This is a genomic window from Actinoallomurus spadix (assembly GCF_024055725.1).
GTDB lineage: Bacteria > Actinomycetota > Actinomycetes > Streptosporangiales > Streptosporangiaceae > Actinoallomurus > Actinoallomurus spadix.
On sequence record NZ_JAMXMX010000019.1, the window covers coordinates 93,313 to 112,035 of the forward strand.

19 protein-coding genes are annotated in these 18,723 nt (G+C 73.3%); 10 read left to right on the plus strand and 9 right to left on the minus strand.

What is annotated here, in order from left to right:
* The first annotated feature begins 36 nt into the window (after window positions 1–36).
* Entirely contained in the window at window positions 37–1,200 is a 1,164-nt protein-coding gene (locus NE235_RS25810) for a 4-hydroxybenzoate 3-monooxygenase (protein ID WP_252807423.1), read from the plus strand.
* Window positions 1,201–1,233: 33 nt separating this feature from the next.
* Here NE235_RS25810 and NE235_RS25815 read toward each other — a convergent pair whose 3' ends face one another.
* On the minus strand, window positions 1,234–2,079 hold the full coding sequence (locus NE235_RS25815; RefSeq protein ID WP_252807425.1) for a spermidine synthase: 846 nt from the start codon (window positions 2,077–2,079) through the stop codon (window positions 1,234–1,236).
* A gap of 73 nt (window positions 2,080–2,152) precedes the next feature.
* On the opposite strand from NE235_RS25815, the gene NE235_RS25820 reads away from it, so the two are divergent.
* Complete coding sequence (locus NE235_RS25820; RefSeq protein ID WP_454464576.1) at window positions 2,153–2,884, plus strand: DUF7873 family protein; 732 nt, start codon at window positions 2,153–2,155, stop codon at window positions 2,882–2,884.
* A 407-nt stretch (window positions 2,885–3,291) separates the two neighbouring features.
* Here NE235_RS25820 and NE235_RS25825 read toward each other — a convergent pair whose 3' ends face one another.
* The 3 genes from NE235_RS25825 to NE235_RS25835 are packed head-to-tail and all read right to left on the minus strand — an operon-like array spanning window position 3,292 to window position 5,891.
* Window positions 3,292–4,443 (minus strand): acetyl-CoA C-acetyltransferase, encoded by a 1,152-nt coding sequence (locus tag NE235_RS25825; RefSeq protein WP_252807428.1) that lies wholly within the window; start codon window positions 4,441–4,443, stop codon window positions 3,292–3,294.
* 10 nt (window positions 4,444–4,453) lie between these two features.
* The gene (locus NE235_RS25830; protein WP_252807429.1) at window positions 4,454–5,071 is read right to left on the minus strand and encodes a TetR/AcrR family transcriptional regulator; all 618 of its coding nucleotides are present in this window, start codon (window positions 5,069–5,071) and stop codon (window positions 4,454–4,456) included.
* Between the two features lie 19 nt (window positions 5,072–5,090).
* Window positions 5,091–5,891, minus strand: coding sequence for an SDR family oxidoreductase (locus tag NE235_RS25835; RefSeq protein WP_252807432.1), 801 nt, complete (start codon window positions 5,889–5,891; stop codon window positions 5,091–5,093).
* A 47-nt stretch (window positions 5,892–5,938) separates the two neighbouring features.
* Here NE235_RS25835 and NE235_RS25840 point away from each other — a divergent pair, with 47 nt between their 5' ends.
* Window positions 5,939–7,063, plus strand: a complete 1,125-nt coding sequence (locus NE235_RS25840) for an acyl-CoA dehydrogenase family protein (protein WP_252807434.1) — start codon at window positions 5,939–5,941, stop codon at window positions 7,061–7,063.
* On the plus strand, window positions 7,060–8,064 hold the full coding sequence (locus NE235_RS25845) for an acyl-CoA dehydrogenase family protein (RefSeq protein ID WP_252807436.1): 1,005 nt from the start codon (window positions 7,060–7,062) through the stop codon (window positions 8,062–8,064). Before NE235_RS25840 ends, NE235_RS25845 begins: the two co-directional genes overlap by 4 nt.
* Window positions 8,065–8,176: 112 nt before the next feature.
* Here NE235_RS25845 and NE235_RS25850 read toward each other — a convergent pair whose 3' ends face one another.
* A complete protein-coding gene (locus NE235_RS25850; RefSeq protein ID WP_252807438.1) occupies window positions 8,177–8,716 on the minus strand; it encodes an RNA ligase 1 family protein in 540 nt (179 codons plus the stop codon).
* 204 nt (window positions 8,717–8,920) lie between these two features.
* On the opposite strand from NE235_RS25850, the gene NE235_RS25855 reads away from it, so the two are divergent.
* Window positions 8,921–9,313 carry an ACT domain-containing protein gene (locus NE235_RS25855; RefSeq protein WP_252807440.1) on the plus strand — a complete coding sequence of 131 codons (393 nt, stop codon included), beginning with the start codon at window positions 8,921–8,923 and terminating at the stop codon, window positions 9,311–9,313.
* Between the two features lie 78 nt (window positions 9,314–9,391).
* Here the strand turns inward: NE235_RS25855 and NE235_RS25860 are convergent, their stop codons facing one another.
* The 4 genes from NE235_RS25860 to NE235_RS25875 form a co-directional block, all read right to left on the minus strand.
* Window positions 9,392–10,432, minus strand: a complete 1,041-nt coding sequence (locus tag NE235_RS25860; protein WP_252807442.1) for an NAD(P)H-dependent flavin oxidoreductase — start codon at window positions 10,430–10,432, stop codon at window positions 9,392–9,394.
* Between the two features lie 92 nt (window positions 10,433–10,524).
* Window positions 10,525–11,265, minus strand: coding sequence for a CoA-transferase subunit beta (locus NE235_RS25865; RefSeq protein WP_252807444.1), 741 nt, complete (start codon window positions 11,263–11,265; stop codon window positions 10,525–10,527).
* A gap of 64 nt (window positions 11,266–11,329) precedes the next feature.
* A complete protein-coding gene (locus tag NE235_RS25870) occupies window positions 11,330–12,205 on the minus strand; it encodes a CoA transferase subunit A (RefSeq protein WP_406567641.1) in 876 nt (291 codons plus the stop codon).
* Window positions 12,202–12,954 (minus strand): enoyl-CoA hydratase family protein, encoded by a 753-nt coding sequence (locus NE235_RS25875; RefSeq protein WP_252807445.1) that lies wholly within the window; start codon window positions 12,952–12,954, stop codon window positions 12,202–12,204. The genes NE235_RS25870 and NE235_RS25875 overlap by 4 nt, the downstream gene beginning before the upstream one ends.
* Window positions 12,955–13,008: 54 nt before the next feature.
* On the opposite strand from NE235_RS25875, the gene NE235_RS25880 reads away from it, so the two are divergent.
* The 5 genes from NE235_RS25880 to NE235_RS25900 all read left to right on the plus strand — a co-directional run bounded on the left by NE235_RS25880 (window position 13,009) and on the right by NE235_RS25900 (window position 18,721).
* Window positions 13,009–13,764 carry an SDR family oxidoreductase gene (locus NE235_RS25880; RefSeq protein ID WP_252807448.1) on the plus strand — a complete coding sequence of 252 codons (756 nt, stop codon included), beginning with the start codon at window positions 13,009–13,011 and terminating at the stop codon, window positions 13,762–13,764.
* 50 nt (window positions 13,765–13,814) lie between these two features.
* Window positions 13,815–14,714 (plus strand): SDR family oxidoreductase, encoded by a 900-nt coding sequence (locus NE235_RS25885; protein WP_252807450.1) that lies wholly within the window; start codon window positions 13,815–13,817, stop codon window positions 14,712–14,714.
* A 232-nt stretch (window positions 14,715–14,946) separates the two neighbouring features.
* On the plus strand, window positions 14,947–17,586 hold the full coding sequence (locus tag NE235_RS25890) for an MFS transporter (protein ID WP_252807452.1): 2,640 nt from the start codon (window positions 14,947–14,949) through the stop codon (window positions 17,584–17,586).
* Window positions 17,559–17,948, plus strand: coding sequence for a MarR family winged helix-turn-helix transcriptional regulator (locus NE235_RS25895; protein WP_252807454.1), 390 nt, complete (start codon window positions 17,559–17,561; stop codon window positions 17,946–17,948). Before NE235_RS25890 ends, NE235_RS25895 begins: the two co-directional genes overlap by 28 nt.
* Window positions 17,945–18,721 carry an MSCRAMM family protein gene (locus NE235_RS25900; RefSeq protein ID WP_252807456.1) on the plus strand — a complete coding sequence of 259 codons (777 nt, stop codon included), beginning with the start codon at window positions 17,945–17,947 and terminating at the stop codon, window positions 18,719–18,721. Before NE235_RS25895 ends, NE235_RS25900 begins: the two co-directional genes overlap by 4 nt.
* Window positions 18,722–18,723: the final 2 nt, after the last annotated feature.

The window sequence follows — 18,723 nt, forward strand, 5'->3', positions numbered from 1 at the left end:
AGGATCGTCCCGAGGACGTACGAAAGAGGATGATCGATGCGCACGCAAGTGGCGATCGCCGGGGCCGGACCGGCCGGACTGCTGCTCTCTCACCTGCTGCGACTGCGCGGCATCGACTCGGTGGTGCTGGAGAGCCGGGACCGCGCCTACGTGGAGAAGCGGCAGCGGGCCGGAATGCTGGAGCAGGGCACCGTGGACGTTCTCCGCGACAGCGGCGTCGGAGAACGGCTCGACCGCGAGGGCCTCACCCACCACGGTCTGGAACTGCGCTTCGACGGCGCCGGGCACCGGATTCCGCTGTCCGAGCTGACGGGCGGGCGAACGGTGACGGTCTACGCGCAGACCGAGATCGTCAAGGACCTGATCGCCGCGCGGCTGGCCGCCGGGGGAGAGATCCACTTCGAGACCGAGGTGCTCTCGGTCGACCCGGGCGCGCCGACGGTGACCTTCCGCCGTGACGGTCGCGTCGAGACGCTGGAGTGCGACGTCATCGCGGGCTGTGACGGCTTCCACGGGGTCTGCCGCCCGGCCGTGCCGGACACGCGCGTCCACGAGCGCGAATATCCCTTCGCGTGGCTGGGCATCCTCGCGGACGTCCCACCGTCCACCGACGAGCTGATCTACGCGTACAGCGAGCGTGGCTTCGCGTTGCACAGCCTGCGCTCCCCGAAGATCAGCAGGCTGTACCTCCAGGTCGACCCGGCCGAGGACATCGCCGCGTGGCCCGACGAGCGGATCTGGTCCGAACTGCGGGCGCGGTTCGCCACCGACGACGGGTGGGAGCTGCGGGACGGGCCCATCCTCGAGAAGTCGATCACCCCGATGCGCAGCTTCGTCGCGGAGCCGATGCGCCACGACCGCCTGTTCCTCGCCGGGGACGCCGCGCACATCGTCCCGCCCACCGGGGCGAAGGGCCTGAACCTCGCGATCTCCGACGTCGTCGTCCTCGCCGAGGCGCTGGGCGCCTGGTACGACTCCGGGACGACCGAACTGCTCGACGCGTACTCCGACACGTGCCTGCGGCGCGTGTGGCGGGCCGAGCACTTCTCGTACTGGATGACGACGCTGCTGCACAAGGACCCCCGCCAGGACGCCTTCGGACATCGCCTCCAGCTGTCCCACCTGGAGTACGTCGCCGCGTCGAAGGCGGCCGCGACGACGCTGGCCGAGAACTACGTGGGAGCCGCCCCGCTCCTCTGACGGCGCGGTCCCGCCTCCGGCGGGGGCGGACGGTCAGAAGATCCCCTTGGGCGGGGGCGGTGACGGGCGGGCGGTCGCGTCGGTGGCCGGGGCGGCGCCGGAGGCGAACCTCGTCAGCTCCTCCCCGTCCAGGACCCGGCCGGGGAAGGGGTCCCCGGCGGCCTTGCGGGTGAGCTCCGCGACGGGCGGCGGCGTCCGCCCGGCGATGAGGATCAGGTTGCCGAACCGGCGGCCGCGCAGCACGGCGGGGTCGGCGATGAGGCAGACCTCCGGCAGCACGGCCCGCAGCGTCGCGACCTGCGTCCGGGCGAACGTCAGCGGCGCGCCGTCGGCGACGTTCGCGGCGTACCACCCGTCCGCGCGCAGCGCACGGGCCACGGCGGCGGCGAACTCCACCGTCGTCAGGTGCGCGGGCGACCGGGTCCCCGCGTAGGCGTCCCCGATGACCAGGTCGAAGGAGTCCTCGGGGGCCCGCGTCAGGACCTCACGGGCGTCGCCGTGCCGGATGCGGATCCGATGGCCCTTCTCCAGCGGCAGTTCACGCCGGACGAACTCGATGAGCGCCGCGTCGATCTCGACCACCTGCTGGGTCGAGCGGGGCCGGGTCGCGGCGACGTAGCGCGGCAGCGTCAGCGCGCCGCCGCCCAGGTGCAGCACCCGCAGCGGCTGCCGCGCCGGAGCCGCCAGGTCGACGACGTGGCCGAGCCGCCGCACGTACTCGAAGTCGAGGTAGGCCGGGTCGTCGAGGTCCACGTGGGACTGCGGCGCGCCGTCCAGCATGAGGACGTGGGCCCGGGGGCGGTAGGGGTCGGGGATCAGCTCCACGGTGCCGGAGTCGACCGTCGCCTCCACCACGCGGGTGCTCTGCCGGTGTGCCACCGGCCCACATTAATCGACCTGCGTACGGAGCAGTGATCGCGATACGGTGCGTGCTGCCAGAAAGGGGGGCATGGTGGCGAAACTCAACCAGATCATCGCCGTCGAGAAGGGCATCAAGAGCGGTACGCTCCGCGACCTGACCGACGCCCATCACGGGCTGCAGAAGCCGGCGCTGCTGTCCGGCATCTCGCGTACCTACCAGCCGAAGGACGAGGAGGGCGAGCAGCTTCCGCCCGAGTCGACCCGGGTGCAGGTGAAGGCCGATGAGGTTCTGCGCCGGACGGCCGAGATCATGACGCGGCTGTTCGATGTCACCGCCACCAAGGACTGGGCGAACTGCGCGGCCAAGGCGGACGTCGTCGTCGACGGCCAGACGCTGCTGCGGGACGTCCCCGTCACGTACCTGCTCTTCCTGGAGAAGCAGCTCACCGACCTGCACACCTTCGTCAAGAAGCTCCCGGCGCTGGACGCCGCCGAGACCTGGGTGTTCGACGACTCCGCGGACGCCTGGCGGACCGAGCCGGTGCGCACGATCCGTACCAAGAAGGTCCCGCGCAACCACGTCAAGGCCGAGGCGACGGACAAGCACCCCGCGCAGGTGGAGGTCTACTACGAGGACGTCGCCGTCGGCTACTGGACGACGATGAAGTTCTCCGGCGCGCTGCCCGCCCGGCGGATCAACGAGCTGCTGGAGCGGGTGGAGAGGCTGCAGCAGGCCGTGAAGTTCGCCCGCGAGGAGGCCAACGGCGCGGAGGTGACCGACCGGCGCGTCGGCGACGTGGTGTTCCGCTACCTCTTCGGGTAGCGTCACAGACTCCCCCGTCGCTGCGGGGGAAGCGCGAGGAGCGCAAGCTGAAACTGAAGTTCAGTCTGATCGCGGTGACACTGGGGGTTCGAGTCCCTCTCCCGGCACCCGTGCCGGGATGGCCCAACATGGCAGAGGCGGCCGTTCAAGCTCAGGCTCTCGCTCCAGATTCAGCATTCGCCGCCGAACGCCGGATCAAGTGAGAACGGACGAAACTCGTCGGGGTGCCGGTTCGAGCCCGGCATGCGCCTCTCCGCGGCGCGTTAGCTCAATAGGCAGAGCACGGCGATCTCAGGACTGATCCGTTCTCTTAAACGCCGCCGGCGTGCGCAAATGGGCGGCAAGCCGGGGTCCGGGAGATGGACAAGGCTCCCGGACCCCACCGCCGCGCGTCACGCCCCGCCGGGTCAGAGGCGCTCGATGATGGTGACGTTGGCCTGGCCGCCGCCCTCGCACATGGTCTGCAGGCCGTATCGCCCGCCGGTGCGCTCCAGTTCGTGCAGCAGCGTCGTCATCAGCCGGGCGCCCGTCGCGCCGAGCGGAGGGCCGAGCGCGATCGCGCCGCCGTTCGGGTTGGTCACGGCCGGGTCGGCGCCGGTCTCCTTCAGCCAGGCCAGCACCACCGGCGCGAACGCCTCGTTGATCTCGACGACGTCGATGTCGCCGATCGTCATCCCGGCCTTCTTCAGGGCGTACGTGGTGGCGGGGATGGGCGCCGACAGCATCCGGATCGGGTCCTCGCCGCGTACGGACAGGTGGTGGACGCGGGCGCGCGGGGTCAGGCCGTGGTCGCGCACGGCGCGTTCGGAGGCGAGGAGCAGGGCCGCGGCGCCGTCGGAGATCTGCGACGCCAGCGCGGCGGTCAGCCGGCCGCCCTCGACGAGCGGTCTCAGCGCGGCCATCTTCGCCAGGGACGTGTCACGGCGGGGCCCCTCGTCGGCGGTGACGTCGCCGTACGGGGCGATCTCCCGATCGAACCGGCCCTCGCCGGCGGCTCGGACGGCGCGCCGGTGCGACTCGAGGGCGAACTCCTCCATCTCCGCCCGGCCGATGTCCCACCGCTCGGCGATCATCTCGGCGCCGCGGAACTGCGAGACCTCCTGGTCGCCGTAGCGCGCCTCCCAGCCGCGCGAGCCGGCGAACGGCCCGGCGAACCCCGGCGGCGCGCCGGCGGTCATGGCGTACGCGATCGGGACCTGCGACATGTTCTGCACGCCGCCCGCGACGACGAGGTCGCAGGTGCCGCTGAGGACGGCCTGGGCGGCGAAGTGCACCGCCTGCTGCGAGGATCCGCACTGGCGGTCGACGGTGACGCCCGGGACCTCCTCCGGCAGTCCCGCCGCCAGCCAGCACGTGCGGGCGATGTCACCGGCCTGCGGCCCCACCGTGTCGACGCACCCGAAGATCACGTCCTCGACCGCCGCCGGGTCGGCGCCGGACCGCTCGACCAGCGCCGTCAGCACGTGCGCGCCGAGGTCCGCCGGGTGGACCTCCGCCAGCCCGCCGTTCCGCCGGCCGACGGGCGTACGGACCGCCTCGGCGATGTAGGCCTCCGCCATCACATGCCTCCTACTCGTGCTGGATCCCCTCCAGGACCATGGCGAGGTACTGCTGGGCGATCTCCTCCGCGGTCAGCCGCCCGCCGCGCTGGTACCAGGTCGCCGCCACCCACACGGTGTCGCGGACGAACCGGTAGACGAGGGCGGTGTCCAGGTCCGGGCGGAACGCGCCCTCACGGACACCGCGCTCCAGCAGCGTCGTCCACATGTCCTCGAACCGGCGCCGCGACTCGGTCAGGTACGCGAACCGGGGGCCGGTCGCCAGGTGCCGCGACTCGTTCTGGTACATCACGACCGCCGGGCGGTGCCGGTCGATGCAGCGGAACGACTCGACGACGAGGGCGGTCAGGGTGTCGCGCGCCCCGAGCCCCGCCGCGAGGACCCGGTCGTACGCCGCCCACATCTCGTTCAGGAAGGTCGAGAGGATCTCATCGGCCATCGACTCCTTGGAGTCGAAGTGGTAGTAGAGGCTGCCGCCGAGGATGCCGGCGGCGTCCGCGACCTCCCGTACGGTCGTCGCGGCGTACCCGCGGGTCGCGAAGACCTCCGCGGCGGTGGCGAGCAGCTCGGCTCGCCGCTCGGCTCGGGCGGCGGCGGTGCCCTCGGCGTCACGCCGTCGTGGACTCATGGGATACCTCGGAGCTGACTCAGGGGTGCTGGCTGGAGACGGCGACGACCTCACCCGTCATGTACGACGAGTAGTCGGTGGCCAGGAAGACGATAACGTTGGCCACCTCCCACGGCTCCGCGTACCGGCCGTACGCCTCCCGGCGGGTCAGCTCCGTCAGCAGCTCCTCGCTCGTCACCTTCGCCAGGTGGGGGTGCATGGCGAGGCTGGGCGCCACCGCGTTGATCCGCACGCCGTACTCCGCGGCCTCCAGCGCGGCGCAGCGGGTCAGCGCCATCACCCCGGCCTTGGCCGCCGCGTAGTGCGACTGCCCGCGCTGCGCCCGCCAGCCGACCACGGACGCGTTGTTCACGATCACGCCGTGCCCCTGCTCGCGCATGAGCCGCAGGGCCGCCCGCGTGCAGCGCATGGTGCCGCCCAGGGTGACGTCCAGCACCCGGGACCACTGCTCGTCGGTCATCTCGACGAGGTCCGCGGTGCCGCCGAGGCCGGCGTTGTTGACCGCGACGTCGATCCTGCCGAAGCGGTCGGCCGCCGCGGCGAACAGCCGCCGTACGTCGTCCTCGGACGTCACGTCGCAGGGCACGGCCGCCACCGAGTCCGCACCGAACTCCTGGCCCAGCTCGGTCAGCGACCGCCCGAGCCGCCGCTCGTGCGCGTCGCCGATCATCACCCGCGCGCCCTCTTCCAGGCATCGGCGGGCCGTCGCCCCGCCGATGCCGGTGCCCGCCGCCGCCGTGATCACCACGACGCGGTCGCGCAGGAGCCCGTGGCCGGGGACGGGCGCCGGCCGGGTGGAGGGAGTGCCGGTCTCGCTCACGTACGTTACCCTACCAAACAGTTGTTAGAAAGAATTCGAGGCGAGCCATGGACCTGGACCTGTCGCCGGTGGAGCCCTTCCGGGCCGAGGTGCGCGACTGGCTGCGCCGGAACGTGCCGGCGACGCCGCTGCCGTCGCTGGAGACCGAGGCGGGCTTCGCCGCCCACCGGGCGTGGGAGCGGACCCTCGCGGCGGCCCGGCTGTCCGTGGTGTCCTGGCCCGAGGAGTACGGCGGCCGGGGCGCGTCACCCCTGGAGTGGCTCGTCTTCGAGGAGGAGTACTACGCGGCCGGCGCCCCGGGACGAGTGAGCCAGAACGGCATCAACCTCCTCGCCCTGACCCTCTTCGCCCACGGCACCCCCGGCCAGCTCGGACGCGTCCTGCCGCCGATGGCCGCCGGCGAGGTGATCTGGGCCCAGGCATGGTCCGAGCCCGGCGCCGGCAGCGACCTCGCAGCCCTGCGCGCGACCGCCACCCGCGCCGACGGCGGCTGGCGGCTCAACGGGCAGAAGACCTGGAGCTCGCGCGCCGCCTTCGCCGACCGGGCGTTCGGGCTGTTCCGCTCCGGCCCCGCCGCCGAACGCCACCGCGGGCTCACCTACCTGATGTTCCCGCTCGACGCCGACGGCGTGACCGTACGGCCCGTCGGGCGGCTCGACGGCAGACCCGCCTTCGCCGAGCTGTTCCTCGACGACGTGTTCGTGCCCGACCGGGACGTCATCGGCGAGCCGGGACAGGGCTGGACCGTCGCGATGAGCACGGCCGGCAACGAGCGCGGCCTCACCCTCCGCAGCCCGGGCCGGTTCCTCGCCGCCGCCGACCGCCTCGTCGCCCTGTGGCGCGCGCACGGCGCCGACCCGCTGCTGCGCGACCGCGTCGCCGACGCCTGGATCAAGGCGCGCGCCTACCGGCTCAAGGGCTTCGAGACGATCTCCCGCGCCGACGACGCCGGCGCCGAGGCCAGCGTGAACAAGGTCTTCTGGTCCGAGCTCGACGTCGAGCTGCACGAGACCGCGCTCGACATCCTCGGCGCGGACGCGGAACTCGACGGGGACTGGCTGGAGGGTTACGTCTTCTCCCTCGCCGGCCCGATCTACGCGGGCACCAACGAGATCCAGCGCAACCTCATCGCCGAGCGCGTCCTCGGCCTGCCCAGGGAGGCGAGGAGATGAGGTTCGTCCTCGATACCGAGCAGCGGCTGCTCGGCGACACGCTGCACGGGCTCCTCACCAAGGCCGGCACGCCCGCCCTGATCCGCCGGTGGGCGGCCGGCGACCACGACCGCACGCTGTGGTCCGCGCTCGGGGAGACCGGAGTCTTCGCCCTCGCGGTACCCGAACGCCACGGCGGCGCCGGGCCGCTCCCGGTCGAACTCGTCGTCGCGGCCCACGAGCTCGGCCGCCACGCGGCGCCCGGACCGATCGTGGAGACGCTCGCCGCGGCGGCGCTCCTCGACGGGAGCGCCGCCGCCGGGCCGGCCGCCGAGTGGCTCCCGAGGATCGCCGCGGGACAGGCCGTCGTCTCGCTGGGATCACCCGGCCGGATCCGCCGCGCGCTCGACGCGGACGCCGCCGACCTCATCCTGCTCGCGGACGGGGAGCACCTGTTCTCGGCCGTGCCCGAAGGCCCCGCCGTACGCGCCCTGGACCCCGCGCGCCGCCTCTTTCCGGTCCGTCAGGTCGAGCGCCTGGCCACCGGGCCGGCCGTGCCTCGCGCCGCCGCGACGGCGTACGACCTCGCCGCGCTGGCCTGCGCCGCGCAACTGCTCGGGCTGGGCCGGGCACTGCTCGACGTGACCGTGAAGTACGCGCGGACCCGGCGCCAGTTCGGCCGCCCGATCGGGGAGTTCCAGGCGGTCAAGCACCACCTGGCGAACGCCCTGACCGGGCTGGAGTTCGCCCGGCCGCTGGCGTACGGCGCCGCGCTGTCCTTCGGCTCACCGGACTTCCCGCGCGACGTGTCGGCCGCCAAGGCAGCGGCCTCGGACGCGGCCTACGCCACCGCCCGGACCGCCCTCCAGGTGCACGGCGCGATCGGTTACACGGACGAGTACGACCCGTCCCTGTGGATCCGCAAGGTCCGCGCGCTGCGCTCCGCGTGGGGCACCCCCGCCGACCACCGCGCCCGCGTCCTGGCCGCAGTGCCCGAGGTCAGAGGTGAGAGCCCCCGCTGATGTCCCGCAGCCGGCCCGGGCGTGGTCCAGAGATCCGTGCCGAGCGCGGGGACGGTGGCGTACGGCCGAGGGTTCGCGTCGCCGGAACCACGGACATCCTCGGCGCCGACTGTCAGGCCGGGGGGAGGTCGCGGCGCTTGAGCTTGGCCATCCGGCCGTCCGGGTGGTGCCAGACGACGCCCTCCCACGGATGGGCGCGCAGCCAGGCGGCCAGGCCGGCGTAGTCGCGGGGGACGTCGCCGAGGTCCTCGGCGCCGTGGCGCACCAGGGCGTGGTGATCCAGGCCCTCCGGGTTGCCGTTGATCTTCGGACCGACGAGCTCGTACGTGCCGGGCTCCCAGCTGCCGGCGTCGATCGCTTCGGCGAGGAACCTCTGGAAGCCCGACTGCTCGGCGGGCTCCCAGCCGACCGTCTTGCCGGTCTGCTCATCGTGGACGATCTCGACGAAGCCCGGCGGCCGGCCCTTGCCCGGCTTGACCTCACGGCGCGCCCACCACCGCTCACCGTCGTAGCGGACGCAGGTGCCGTCGAACTTGCGGGTCGGCCGGCCCTGGCCGTCGAAGACCCAGCCGCACTCCGGGTTCGGGGTCCGGGTGACGTACCGCCGGTCGCCGTCCCAGTCGCGGACGAACGCGGTCGGGATCTTCCGCATGGCCCTGCCCTCCTCTGCTCACGGACCTGGAACGATCTTGCACGAGCGGCGCCGCCCGGGCGACCGGATATCCGGCCGCGTTGGACCGCTGGGACGGAGCACGCTCAGGGAACGCGATTGCGCCGCGGGAGGGCGACAGGGAAGGATTCGACCCGCCGGTACGCGGCCGCGCACCGGTTCCGATCCGGCGAGCGGGAGACGGTGGTGGCGGGGGAGACCGATCTGCGGCGGCTGCTGGCCGGGCTCGATCCGCTGCTGCACGAGGAGGAGTACGTCTTCGTCACGCTGCGGGATCGGGAGACGCCGGCCGGAGTGCGGCCGATCTTCGTCTTCGAGGAGGCGGAAGGGCGCACGCTCGTCCTGCCGCGGGCGCAGGCGGAGGAGGCCGGCCTGGACGGCGTCTTCTCGAGCGCGTGGATCACGCTGCGGATCCACTCGTCGCTGGAGGCCGTCGGGATGATGGCGGCCGTCTCCGGCGCGCTGGCGGAGGCGGGCATCGGCTGCAACGCCGTCTCCGCCTTCTACCACGACCACCTCTTCGTCCCCTGGGATCGCGCCCAGGACGCGATCGCCGTCCTCCGCGCCCTCGCCGGATGAGCCCCCAGGCCGGCGGGATGAGGGCGGCGGCGTACGGCCGAGGGTTCTGGTGGTGGGAACGACGGGGATCCTCGGCGCTCAGGGCGGGGGGAGAGCGGTCAGGATGTCGGTGGCCCTCGTGACGATCCCCTCGATCAGGTCCTGGCAGGTGGGGAGGTCGTCGATGACGGCGACGGCCTGGCCGGAGGCCAGCACGCCGAGGTCGGGGCGGCCGCCGACCATGGCGGCCTTCAGCAGCATCGGGGTGTTCGCGGCCATCAGCACCTGGGACCAGGACAGGTCCCTGCCGTGCCGCAGGGCCACGCCGTCGCGGACCATCGCGCGCCAGGACATGCCGGACATCCGCTTGAATCGGGCGGCGTTGCGGAGCGCCCGGGCCAGGCCGGTGAGCCGACCGGAGCGCTCGAGCGCGTCGACCAGGTCGGTGCGCAGGACCCGGTGCGGCATGCCGTCGACCTGCCGGGTGACGACGGTGTCGGTCATGCCGAGGTAGACCTGTTTCACCGCGTCGGGCACCGGGCTGTCGGAGGTCAGCAGGAACCGGGTGCCCATCGCCACGCCAGCCGCCCCGTACGCCAGCGCCGCCGCCAGGCCCCGGCCGTCGAAGAAACCCCCTGCCGCGATCACCGGGATGTCCACGGCGTCGAGGACCTGGGGGAGCAGCAGCGTGGTGGCGACCGGACCGGTGTGCCCGCCGCCCTCGCCGCCCTGGACCAGGACGGCGTCGGCGCCCCAGGCGGCGACCTTCTCGGCGTGCCGGCGCGCGCCAACGGACGGGATGACCACGACGCCGGCGTCCTTCAGCCGGGCGATCGGCTCGGGCCGGGGCGCCAGCGCGAAGGACGCGACCCGTACGCCCTCCCGGATGATCAGGTCGATCCGGTCGCCGGCGTCCGCGGCGTCGGCCCGCAGGTTCACCCCGAACGGCGCCTCGGTGCGCTCCCTGACCTCGTGGATCGCGGCGGACAGGGCGTCGAGCGTCATGGTGGCGGAGGCGAGGATGCCGAGGCCGCCGGCGTTCGCCACCGCCGACACCAGGCGCGGGCCGGCCACCCAGCCCATGCCGGTCTGCACGACCGGGTGCCGGACGCCGGTCAGGTCGGTCAGCGCCGTCCGCATGGTCCGGTGCCCTCCTCTCCCTCGCCGGACGGGCCCGGGCCCGTCCGGCGCCGCCACGCCCGGGCCCGTCCGGCGCCGCCACGCCCGGCCCCTCATCGGCGAGAGCCTTCCGGGACCTCGCGGTCACGGAGGCCGTCCGGGTCGAGGACCTCGCGGATGACGCGCAGTTCCTCCGCGTCCGGGGCCCGCGTCGCGGGGACCTCGTCGGGGACGGCGAGGTCGAAGCCGGTGGCCGCGGTGACCTGGCCGACCGTCACGCCGGGGTGGACCGAGCGCAGCCGCATCCGCCGGTCGGGCGTCGCGAAATCGAGGACGGCCAGGTCGGTGACGACGACACGGATCTCGTGCGCGCCCCGGTCGTACCCGACGCCGCTGACCATGTCGACCGTCTCGACGAACACGCGGGGGGAGTGGCGGGGGATCCAGTAGCTGGTGGTGCCGCATCGGGTGTTGCCCGGCACACCGCGTACGCCGAGCAGCTGGGCCTTCGGGCGTGCCCAGTCGCCGATGCAGGAGATGTTCGTGTTGCCGAACCGGTCGATCTGGCTCGCGCCGAGCATGACGTGGCGGCGGCCGTTCAGCACCAGCCACAGGTGCTCGCGGAACGGCAGCCAGCCCTCGACATCGCCGGGGCCCTCGCCGAGCGCGGGAACGTCGCCGGTCAGCAGGCAGGTGCCGTCGTGCGTGAGCAGGCCGGGCTCGAACGTCAGCCGGGCGAGCCGGGCGGCCAGGACGGTGACGGCGCCGCCGATGCCCGCCGCGAGGATCTCGCCGTCGCCGCGGAACGCCTCCGCGCACGCCGTCACGCACACCTCGGCCCTCGTCGCCGTCATGAGATCTCCTTCGCCGGGTCCATGGCCACGGTGCCGCGCCGCTCGGCGTCTTCGCTCCGCCCGGTCACGGGCTCTCCTTCCGCCGCCAGGCGCGGACGGCGGACTGGTAGGCGGTCTCGTCGCCGGCCAGGAACCGCTCGCGGAACGCGGCCCAGGCGGCCGGGTCGCCGGCCGCGGTGGCGTACGCCCGCTGAAATGCCTCGTCGCGGCCGTGGTCCGGTTCGCAGGAGGTGAAGTGGGCGCCGTTCGGGGTCTCGACGACGCCCGTCACGTGGGACCGGCTGATCAGCAGGCTCTGCACCGGCCCCTCCTTGAGCAGGTCGGCGGTCTCGACGAGGCGTTCGCAGGAGACGTACGTCCGGGCCGCCGCCTTGGCGAACAGGTCGTCGAGGTACGGGTCGGGGCCGAGGTACCGGGCGTTGCCGCGCCGGTCCGCGCGGTTGAGGTGGAGCAGGGCGACGTCCATCGTCAGCGCGGGCATCGCGACGAGCTCCTCGCCGTCCTCGTACGGGGAGCGGACCGTCCGCAGTTCCGGGTTGACGCGCATGACGTCGGAGCCGAGCCCGGCGCGGGTGGGCAGGAAGGGCAGCCGGTGCGCCGCCGCGTACAGCCCGAACATGACCATGCCCTCGTCGTACTCGGTGAAGGCGATCGTCCCCTGCTGCCGGACGCGGCGGAAGTGCGGTTCGAGGGGGATCGAGTCGAGCGTGGCGAACGGCGCGACGACACGCCGGACCTTGCCGTACGCGCACAGCAGCCCGACGTCCGGGCCGCCGTAGGACACCACGGTGAGGTCGCGCAGGCCGGACCGGCAGATCGCCCGGACGAGGGCCATCGGCTTGCGGCGCGAGCCCCAGCCGCCGATGCCGACGGTCATGCCGGACTCGATCGTGCCGACCACCTCCTCGATGGAGGTCTCCTTCGCGAAGGCGGGGCTCACGTCGCCTCCTCGCCCGCGAGGAAGGCGGCGCGGTGGCGGTCGCCGGCGCCGGCGAGGTTCAGCTCGAAGGTGAAGCCCTGCTCGAACCGGTAGCCGCGTTTCGGGTCGACCGGGTCGATGCCGTTCAGCGCCTCCTTGGCCCGGCGGATGACGTACGGGTCCTTGGCGGCGATCGTCCCGGCGAGCTCCAGGGCGCGGTCGCGCAGTTCGGCGGCGGGCACGACCTCGAGCACGGACCCGTGCCGGTGCAGCTCCCCCGCGGTGACCGTGCGGCACGTGTAGACCATCGCCCGCATCAGGTGCTGCGGCACGAGGCGGGCCAGGTGGGTCGCCGCGCCCAGCGCCCCGCGGTCGACCTCGGGCAGGCCGAAGTAGGCGTCCTCGGCGGCCACGACGAGGTCGGCGTTGCCGACGAGGCCGATGCCGCCGCCGAGGCAGTGGCCGTGCACCGCCGTGATGACCGGCACCGCGCACTCGTAGACGGCGGCGAACGCGGCGTAGCAGCCGCGGTTGGCTCCGAGCAGCGCAGTGTGCCCTTCGGCGGCCTGCATCTCCTTGAGGTCGACGCCGGCGTTGAAGCCGCGTCCCTCGGCGCGGAGCACGACCACGCGGACGGCCGGGTCGCGGCCGGCGGCCAGGACGGCGCCCGCCAGGTCCTGCCAGCCCTGGGCGGTCAGCGCGTTGACGGGTGGGACGTCCACGACGAGCTCGGCGACGCCCGATCGGTGGAGCGTGGTGGAGATGCCCATGCGCTACCTTTCCACCAAACGTTTGTTAGAAGTATCGTACAGGGGGAGGGTCCGATGGCCTACACGCTCGATCTCACCGGCAGGGTCGCGGTCGTCACCGGGGGAGTGCGCGGCGTCGGCCTCGGCATCAGCCAGGCGTTCCTCGACGCCGGCGCCGAGGTGATCGCCGTCGCCCGCCACGCGCCGGAGCGGCCGCCGCCCGGTCTGAAGTTCGCCCCGCTCGACGTGCGCGACGCCGCCGCGGTCCGGGACTTCGTCGAGGGCCTCGACCGGCTCGACGTCCTGGTCAGCAACGCGGGCGGCACCCCGTACCTGCCGGCCGCCGACGGCGACCCGCGCGCGCACGCCAAGATCATCGAGCTGAACCTCGTCGCGCCCCTCTTCGTCGCCCGGGCGGCCAACGCGGTCATGCAGCGCGGCGACGGCGGCTCGATCATCATGGTCGGCAGCGTGAGCGGGACGCGCCCGTCGCCGGGCACCGCGGCGTACGGCGCGGCGAAGGCGGGCCTGGACGGCCTCACCCGCAGCCTGGCCGTCGAGTGGGCGCCGAAGGTGCGCGTCAACGCGGTGACCCTCGGCATGGTCCGCACCGAGCGGTCGCACGTGCACTACGGGGACGAGGCCGGCATCGCCGCCGTCGAGCGCACCGTGCCCCTGGGCCGGCTGGCCGACCCGTACGACGCCGGGACCGCGTGCGTCTTCCTCGCCTCGGACCTCGCCGGGTACGTCAGCGGCTCGGCGCTGCTCGTGCACGGCGGGGGCGAGCGCCCCGCCTTCCTCGGCGCGGCGAACGCGGACCGCTCCGGATGACCCCGCGCCGGGGGACCCGGCGGGACACGACGCATCGACCGGGAGGGCGAATGATCTGTGAGGGACGTGTCGCCATCGTCACCGGCGCCGGGCGCGGGCTCGGCCGTGCCCACGCCCTGGAGTTCGCCCGGCAGGGCGCGGCGGTCGTGGTGAACGACCTCGGGGTCGGGCCGGACGGCTCGGGCGGCTCCCCGGACCCGGCCGAGGACGTGGTCGCGGAGATCCGGGGCGCGGGCGGGGAGGCGGTCGCCGCGCCGTACGACGTCGCCACCTCCGAGGGCGCGGAGGCGCTGGTACGGACCGCCCTCGGCACGTTCGGGCGGCTGGACACGCTCGTCTGCAACGCCGGGTTCCTGCGGGACCGCATGCTCGTGAACCTGTCGGAGGAGGAGTGGGACGCGGTCACGCGCGTGCACCTGAAGGGGCACTTCCTGCCGCTGCGGCAGGCGGGCCTGCACTGGCGGGCCGAGGCGAAAGCGGGCCGCCCGGGGGCCGGGCGCGCCGTCCTGACCTCCTCGGGGGCGGGGCTGCTCGGCAGCGTCGGCCAGGCGAACTACGCGGCCGCCAAGGCGGGCGTCGTCGGGCTGACCCTGGTGGCGGCGGCCGAGCTGGGGCGCTACGGCGTCCGGGTGAACGCGATCGCCCCCGCGGCCCGTACGCGCATGACCGAGGAGGTCTTCGCCGCGACGATGGCGGCGCCCGGCGACGGCGGCTTCGACGCGATGGCGCCGGAGAACGTCTCGCCGCTCGTGGCCTGGCTCGGGTCGCCCGGCTGCGACGTCACCGGCAGGGTGTTCGAGGCCGAGGGCGGCCGGATCTGCGTGATGGAGGGCTTCCGGCACGGCCCGGCCGTCGACCGGAGGGCGCGGTGGGACCCCGCCGAGCTGGGGTCCGTGGTCCGCGGCCTGCTGGCCGAGGCCGCCTCACCGGAGCCGGTGTACGGGGCCTGAGGTCCGCCGGTTCCACCGCCCCGGCTGAGGTCCACCGTGCCACCGTCCCGCCCGAGGCCTGCCGGTTCCGCCGTCCCGTCGCCCCGCGGGCGCGCGGCCGGGGCGCGTACTCCGGGATCGCCCATGTGGGGCGCTCTTCGCCGGGCGGGCGTCTCGGGCGAACCGGGTTGCTCTATAGTTAGTTAGCGCTAAGCAACATTTGTGCTGACGAACTATCAGGAGCGCATTCCCAATGACGACGGGCGCACACGCGACCGGACGGCCAGACCACCGGGCCCTCGGCCCCGGGTACAAGTGGATCGCGCTGTCGAACACGACGCTCGGCGTGCTGATGGTCATGATCAATCAGTCGATCGTGCTCATCGCCCTGCCGAACATCTTCGACGGCATCGGCCTCAACCCCCTCGGCGCCGGAAACACCAGCTACCTGCTGTGGATGATGATGGGCTTCATGGTCGTCACCGCGGTGCTGGTGGTGTCCTTCGGCCGGCTCGGGGACATGTACGGCCGGGTCCGGATGTACAACCTGGGGTTCGCCGTCTTCACGGTCTGCTCGATCGTGCTGTCGGTCACCTGGATGCACGGGGCCGCGGCGGCCCTCTGGCTCATCGGCTGGCGCATCGCGCAGGGCATCGGCGGCGCGCTGCTGTTCGCGAACTCCACCGCGATCCTCACCGACGCGTTCCCCGCGACCAAGCGCGGCATGGCGCTCGGCATCAACGCCATCGCGGGCATCGCCGGATCGTTCCTGGGGCTGATCATCGGCGGCATCCTCGGCCCCGTCAACTGGCACTACGTCTTCCTGGTCTCGGTGCCGTTCGGCGTCTTCGGCACCTTCTGGGCCTACGTCAAGCTGCACGACACCGGCGTCCGCAAGAAGGCGCGGATCGACTGGTGGGGCAACCTCACCTTCGCTATCGGTTTGATCTCGGTTCTGATCGGCATCACATACGGGATCCAGCCGTACAAGGATCACACCATGGGATGGTCCAACCCGTGGGTGCTCACCGCGCTGATCGGCGGCGCGCTCGTCCTGTGCGTCTTCATGTACATCGAGACGAGGATCGCCGACCCGCTGTTCAACCTCTCGCTGTTCAAGAACCGCACCTTCACTGCGGGGAACCTGGCGAGCCTGCTGACCGCGCTCGGGCGCGGCGGCCTGCAGTTCATGCTGATCATCTGGCTGCAGGGCATCTGGCTGCCGCAGCACGGCTACAGCTTCGAGGACACGCCGCTGTGGGCGGGTATCTACATGATCCCGCTGACCGTCGGCTTCCTCCTGTCGGCGCCGCTGTCCGGCATCCTGTCGGACCGCATCGGCGTCCGGGTGTTCACGGTCGGCGGCGCGCTCGTCACCGGCCTCAGCTTCCTGCTGCTCCTCGCCATTCCGGTGAACTTCTCCTACTGGGTGTTCGCCGTGCTGCTGGCCGTCAACGGCCTCGGCTCCGGCATGTTCGCCTCCCCGAACCGCGCCGAGATCATGAACTCGGTCCCGGCCGACCAGCGGGGCGTCGGCGCCGGCATGACCGCGACGTTCCAGAACTCCGCGATGGTGCTGTCGATCGGCATCTTCTTCAGCCTCATGGTGGCCGGCCTGTCGAACAGCCTGCCGTCGTCGATGCAGAGCGGCCTGGTCGCCCAGGGCGTCCCGGCCCAGACGGCCCACGGGATCGCGCAGCTGCCGCCGCTCGCGGTGCTGTTCGCGGCCTTCCTCGGCTACAACCCGATGCAGCAGCTGCTCGGTCCCGAGCTGCACAAGCTGCCCGCCGACCACGCCTCCTACCTCACCGGGCGCAGCTTCTTCCCGCGCCTGATCACCCAGCCGTTCCACGACGGCCTGACGATCGCCTTCTGGTTCGCGATCGCCGCCTGCGTCATCGCCGCGATCGCGTCGCTGCTGACCAGGCGGAACAAGCCCGGCGAGGAGCCCGCCGAGCACGAGTCGCTCGGCTCGGAGCTGGCAGGGGTGACCGGTGAGGCCGGGATGGCACTCAGCGAGCCCACCGTCCCGCAGATGGTCCCGGCGCATCCCCACGCGCCGGCGGCCGGCCGGCTCCCGGACACCACCCTGGTCCCGGAGACGGCCCACGCGCCGGCGGCCGCCCAGCGGGCCATGTCGAACGGCCGGTCCGGGCCGGTCATCGCGGGCCTCGTCCATGACGGGGCGGGCGCTCCGGTGCCCGGCGCCGCCGTCACGGTCACCGGGCCCGACGGACACCAGCTCGGGCGGGCCACGACCGGACCGGACGGCCGGTACTCCATCGCGGTCACGGACGGCGACCATCTCGTGATCGTCACCGCGCCCGGCCGCGTCCCGCAGGCCGCGACGGTCCTCGTCGGCGACGCGTCGGTCGTCCGGGACTTCCCGCTCGTCCCCGACAGCGTGCGCCCGACCGGCGTCCTGCACGGCGTCGTGCGCTCCCCGCGCGGGGAGCCGGTCGCCGGGATCACCACGACCGTCACCGACGAGAACGGCGAGGTGGTCGCGACCACCGTCACCGACGAGAACGGCGCCTACCGGATCACCGGGCTCGCGGACGGCGGCTACACGCTGGTCGCGGCGGGTCACCGTCCCGCGACGGTGACCGTCGAGGTGGCGCCCGGCGTGCCGTCCACCGTGCGCGTGGCGCGGGGCGTGTGCCGAGGGGCGCCGATCCACGAGCGGACCGCGCGGACGCGGACCGCGGGACGGCCGGCCCCGGGCCGGCCGGGGAGCCGGCCGGGTGGTCCGGGGAGGTCGCCGGGTGGTCCGGGGAGGTCGCCGGGCGGCCCGAGCAGGCCGCTGGGTGGTCCGGGGAGGTCGCCGGGCGGCTCAGGGTCGCCCTCGTCGCCCTCAACCGCAGGATGCGCAAGGACTGGCCGGATCACCTGACCCCGAGCCGGCTGTCGGCACTCACCATGATCGCCGCCGACGGGCCGCTCCCCGTGGGGGAGCTCGCCCGCCGGATGGCGGTCAGCACCCCGACCGTCTCCCACATCGTGGACGCGCTGGCGAAACTGCGACTGATCGATCGGCGGCCCGACCCACGGGACCGCCGGGTGTGCCGGCTCGTTCTGAGCGACGCCGGCGACGAACTGCTGGACGATCTCGGACGGCGGATGACCGGGCTCCTCGAGGACCAGATCCGGCGGTTGCCGGCGGAGCAGCAGGCCGGCCTCGCCGCCGCGCTGCCCGCCCTCGAAGCCCTGGCCGCGGCCCCGGAACGACCGCACGACGGAGGAATGGACCGATGACTGAGAACACGGCGCTGAGCGAGACGCTCACCGTCTTCGGCACGGTGCAGCGGACGGAGGGCCCGCCGGTCGCCGACGCGGTGGTCACGCTGGCCGACATGGCCGGCCGCAAGATCGGCTCCGCGTACACCGGGATGGACGGGGAGTACCGCCTCACCGTGCAGAAGGGCGGCACCTATCTGATCATCGCTTCGGCGCCCGGCCACGAGCCGATCGCGTCACTGGTGGCGGTGGGGACGGGGACCGTCCGCCACGACATGACGATCGCCGGCGTCGGAGGGCTGATCGGGATCGTCCGGCTGTCCGGAACCCGCCGGCCCGTCGCGGACGCCACGATCACCGTGACCGACGTCCAGGGGGACGTCGTCGCGACGGCGCGCAGCACCGAGGGCGGCGGCTTCTCGTTCATCAGCCTCTCCGAGGGCGCCTACACGCTGGTCGCCTCCGCGCCCGGACAGCGGCCGGTGGCCGCCGCGGTGACGGTCCGGCAGGGCACCCAGACGCGTCAGGACCTCGAACTCCTGGCGCGGGGCACGCTGAACGGCGAGGTGCTGCTGCACGGCCGGCTCTACGACGGCGCGCGTGTCACGCTGATGGACCAGGCCGGAAGCATCGCCGGGACCGCCGTGAGCGGCGCGTCCGGGGAGTTCTCCTTCGAAGACCTCGAACCGGGGACGTACACCGTCGTCGCCGCGGGCCCCGGCCCGGCCGCCGTCCCCGTCCACATCGTCGGCGGCCGGCCCGTCGAGGCCGACGTCACGCTGACCGCCTGAAA

Excerpts from the sequence above, each read along its gene's own strand:
- NE235_RS25845 (WP_252807436.1), top strand. The coding sequence starts at position 7,060 with ATGAGGTTCGTCCTCGATACCGAGCAGCGGCTGCTCGGCGACACGCTG.
- NE235_RS25840 (WP_252807434.1), top strand. The coding sequence starts at position 5,939 with ATGGACCTGGACCTGTCGCCGGTGGAGCCCTTCCGGGCCGAGGTGCGC.
- NE235_RS25830 (WP_252807429.1), bottom strand. The coding sequence starts at position 5,071 with ATGAGTCCACGACGGCGTGACGCCGAGGGCACCGCCGCCGCCCGAGCC.
- NE235_RS25890 (WP_252807452.1), top strand. The coding sequence starts at position 14,947 with ATGACGACGGGCGCACACGCGACCGGACGGCCAGACCACCGGGCCCTC.
- NE235_RS25875 (WP_252807445.1), bottom strand. The coding sequence starts at position 12,954 with ATGGGCATCTCCACCACGCTCCACCGATCGGGCGTCGCCGAGCTCGTC.
- NE235_RS25865 (WP_252807444.1), bottom strand. The coding sequence starts at position 11,265 with ATGACGGCGACGAGGGCCGAGGTGTGCGTGACGGCGTGCGCGGAGGCG.
- NE235_RS25885 (WP_252807450.1), top strand. The coding sequence starts at position 13,815 with ATGATCTGTGAGGGACGTGTCGCCATCGTCACCGGCGCCGGGCGCGGG.
- NE235_RS25850 (WP_252807438.1), bottom strand. The coding sequence starts at position 8,716 with ATGCGGAAGATCCCGACCGCGTTCGTCCGCGACTGGGACGGCGACCGG.
- NE235_RS25895 (WP_252807454.1), top strand. The coding sequence starts at position 17,559 with ATGCGCAAGGACTGGCCGGATCACCTGACCCCGAGCCGGCTGTCGGCA.
- NE235_RS25810 (WP_252807423.1), top strand. The coding sequence starts at position 37 with ATGCGCACGCAAGTGGCGATCGCCGGGGCCGGACCGGCCGGACTGCTG.
- NE235_RS25900 (WP_252807456.1), top strand. The coding sequence starts at position 17,945 with ATGACTGAGAACACGGCGCTGAGCGAGACGCTCACCGTCTTCGGCACG.
- NE235_RS25825 (WP_252807428.1), bottom strand. The coding sequence starts at position 4,443 with ATGGCGGAGGCCTACATCGCCGAGGCGGTCCGTACGCCCGTCGGCCGG.
- NE235_RS25860 (WP_252807442.1), bottom strand. The coding sequence starts at position 10,432 with ATGCGGACGGCGCTGACCGACCTGACCGGCGTCCGGCACCCGGTCGTG.
- NE235_RS25880 (WP_252807448.1), top strand. The coding sequence starts at position 13,009 with ATGGCCTACACGCTCGATCTCACCGGCAGGGTCGCGGTCGTCACCGGG.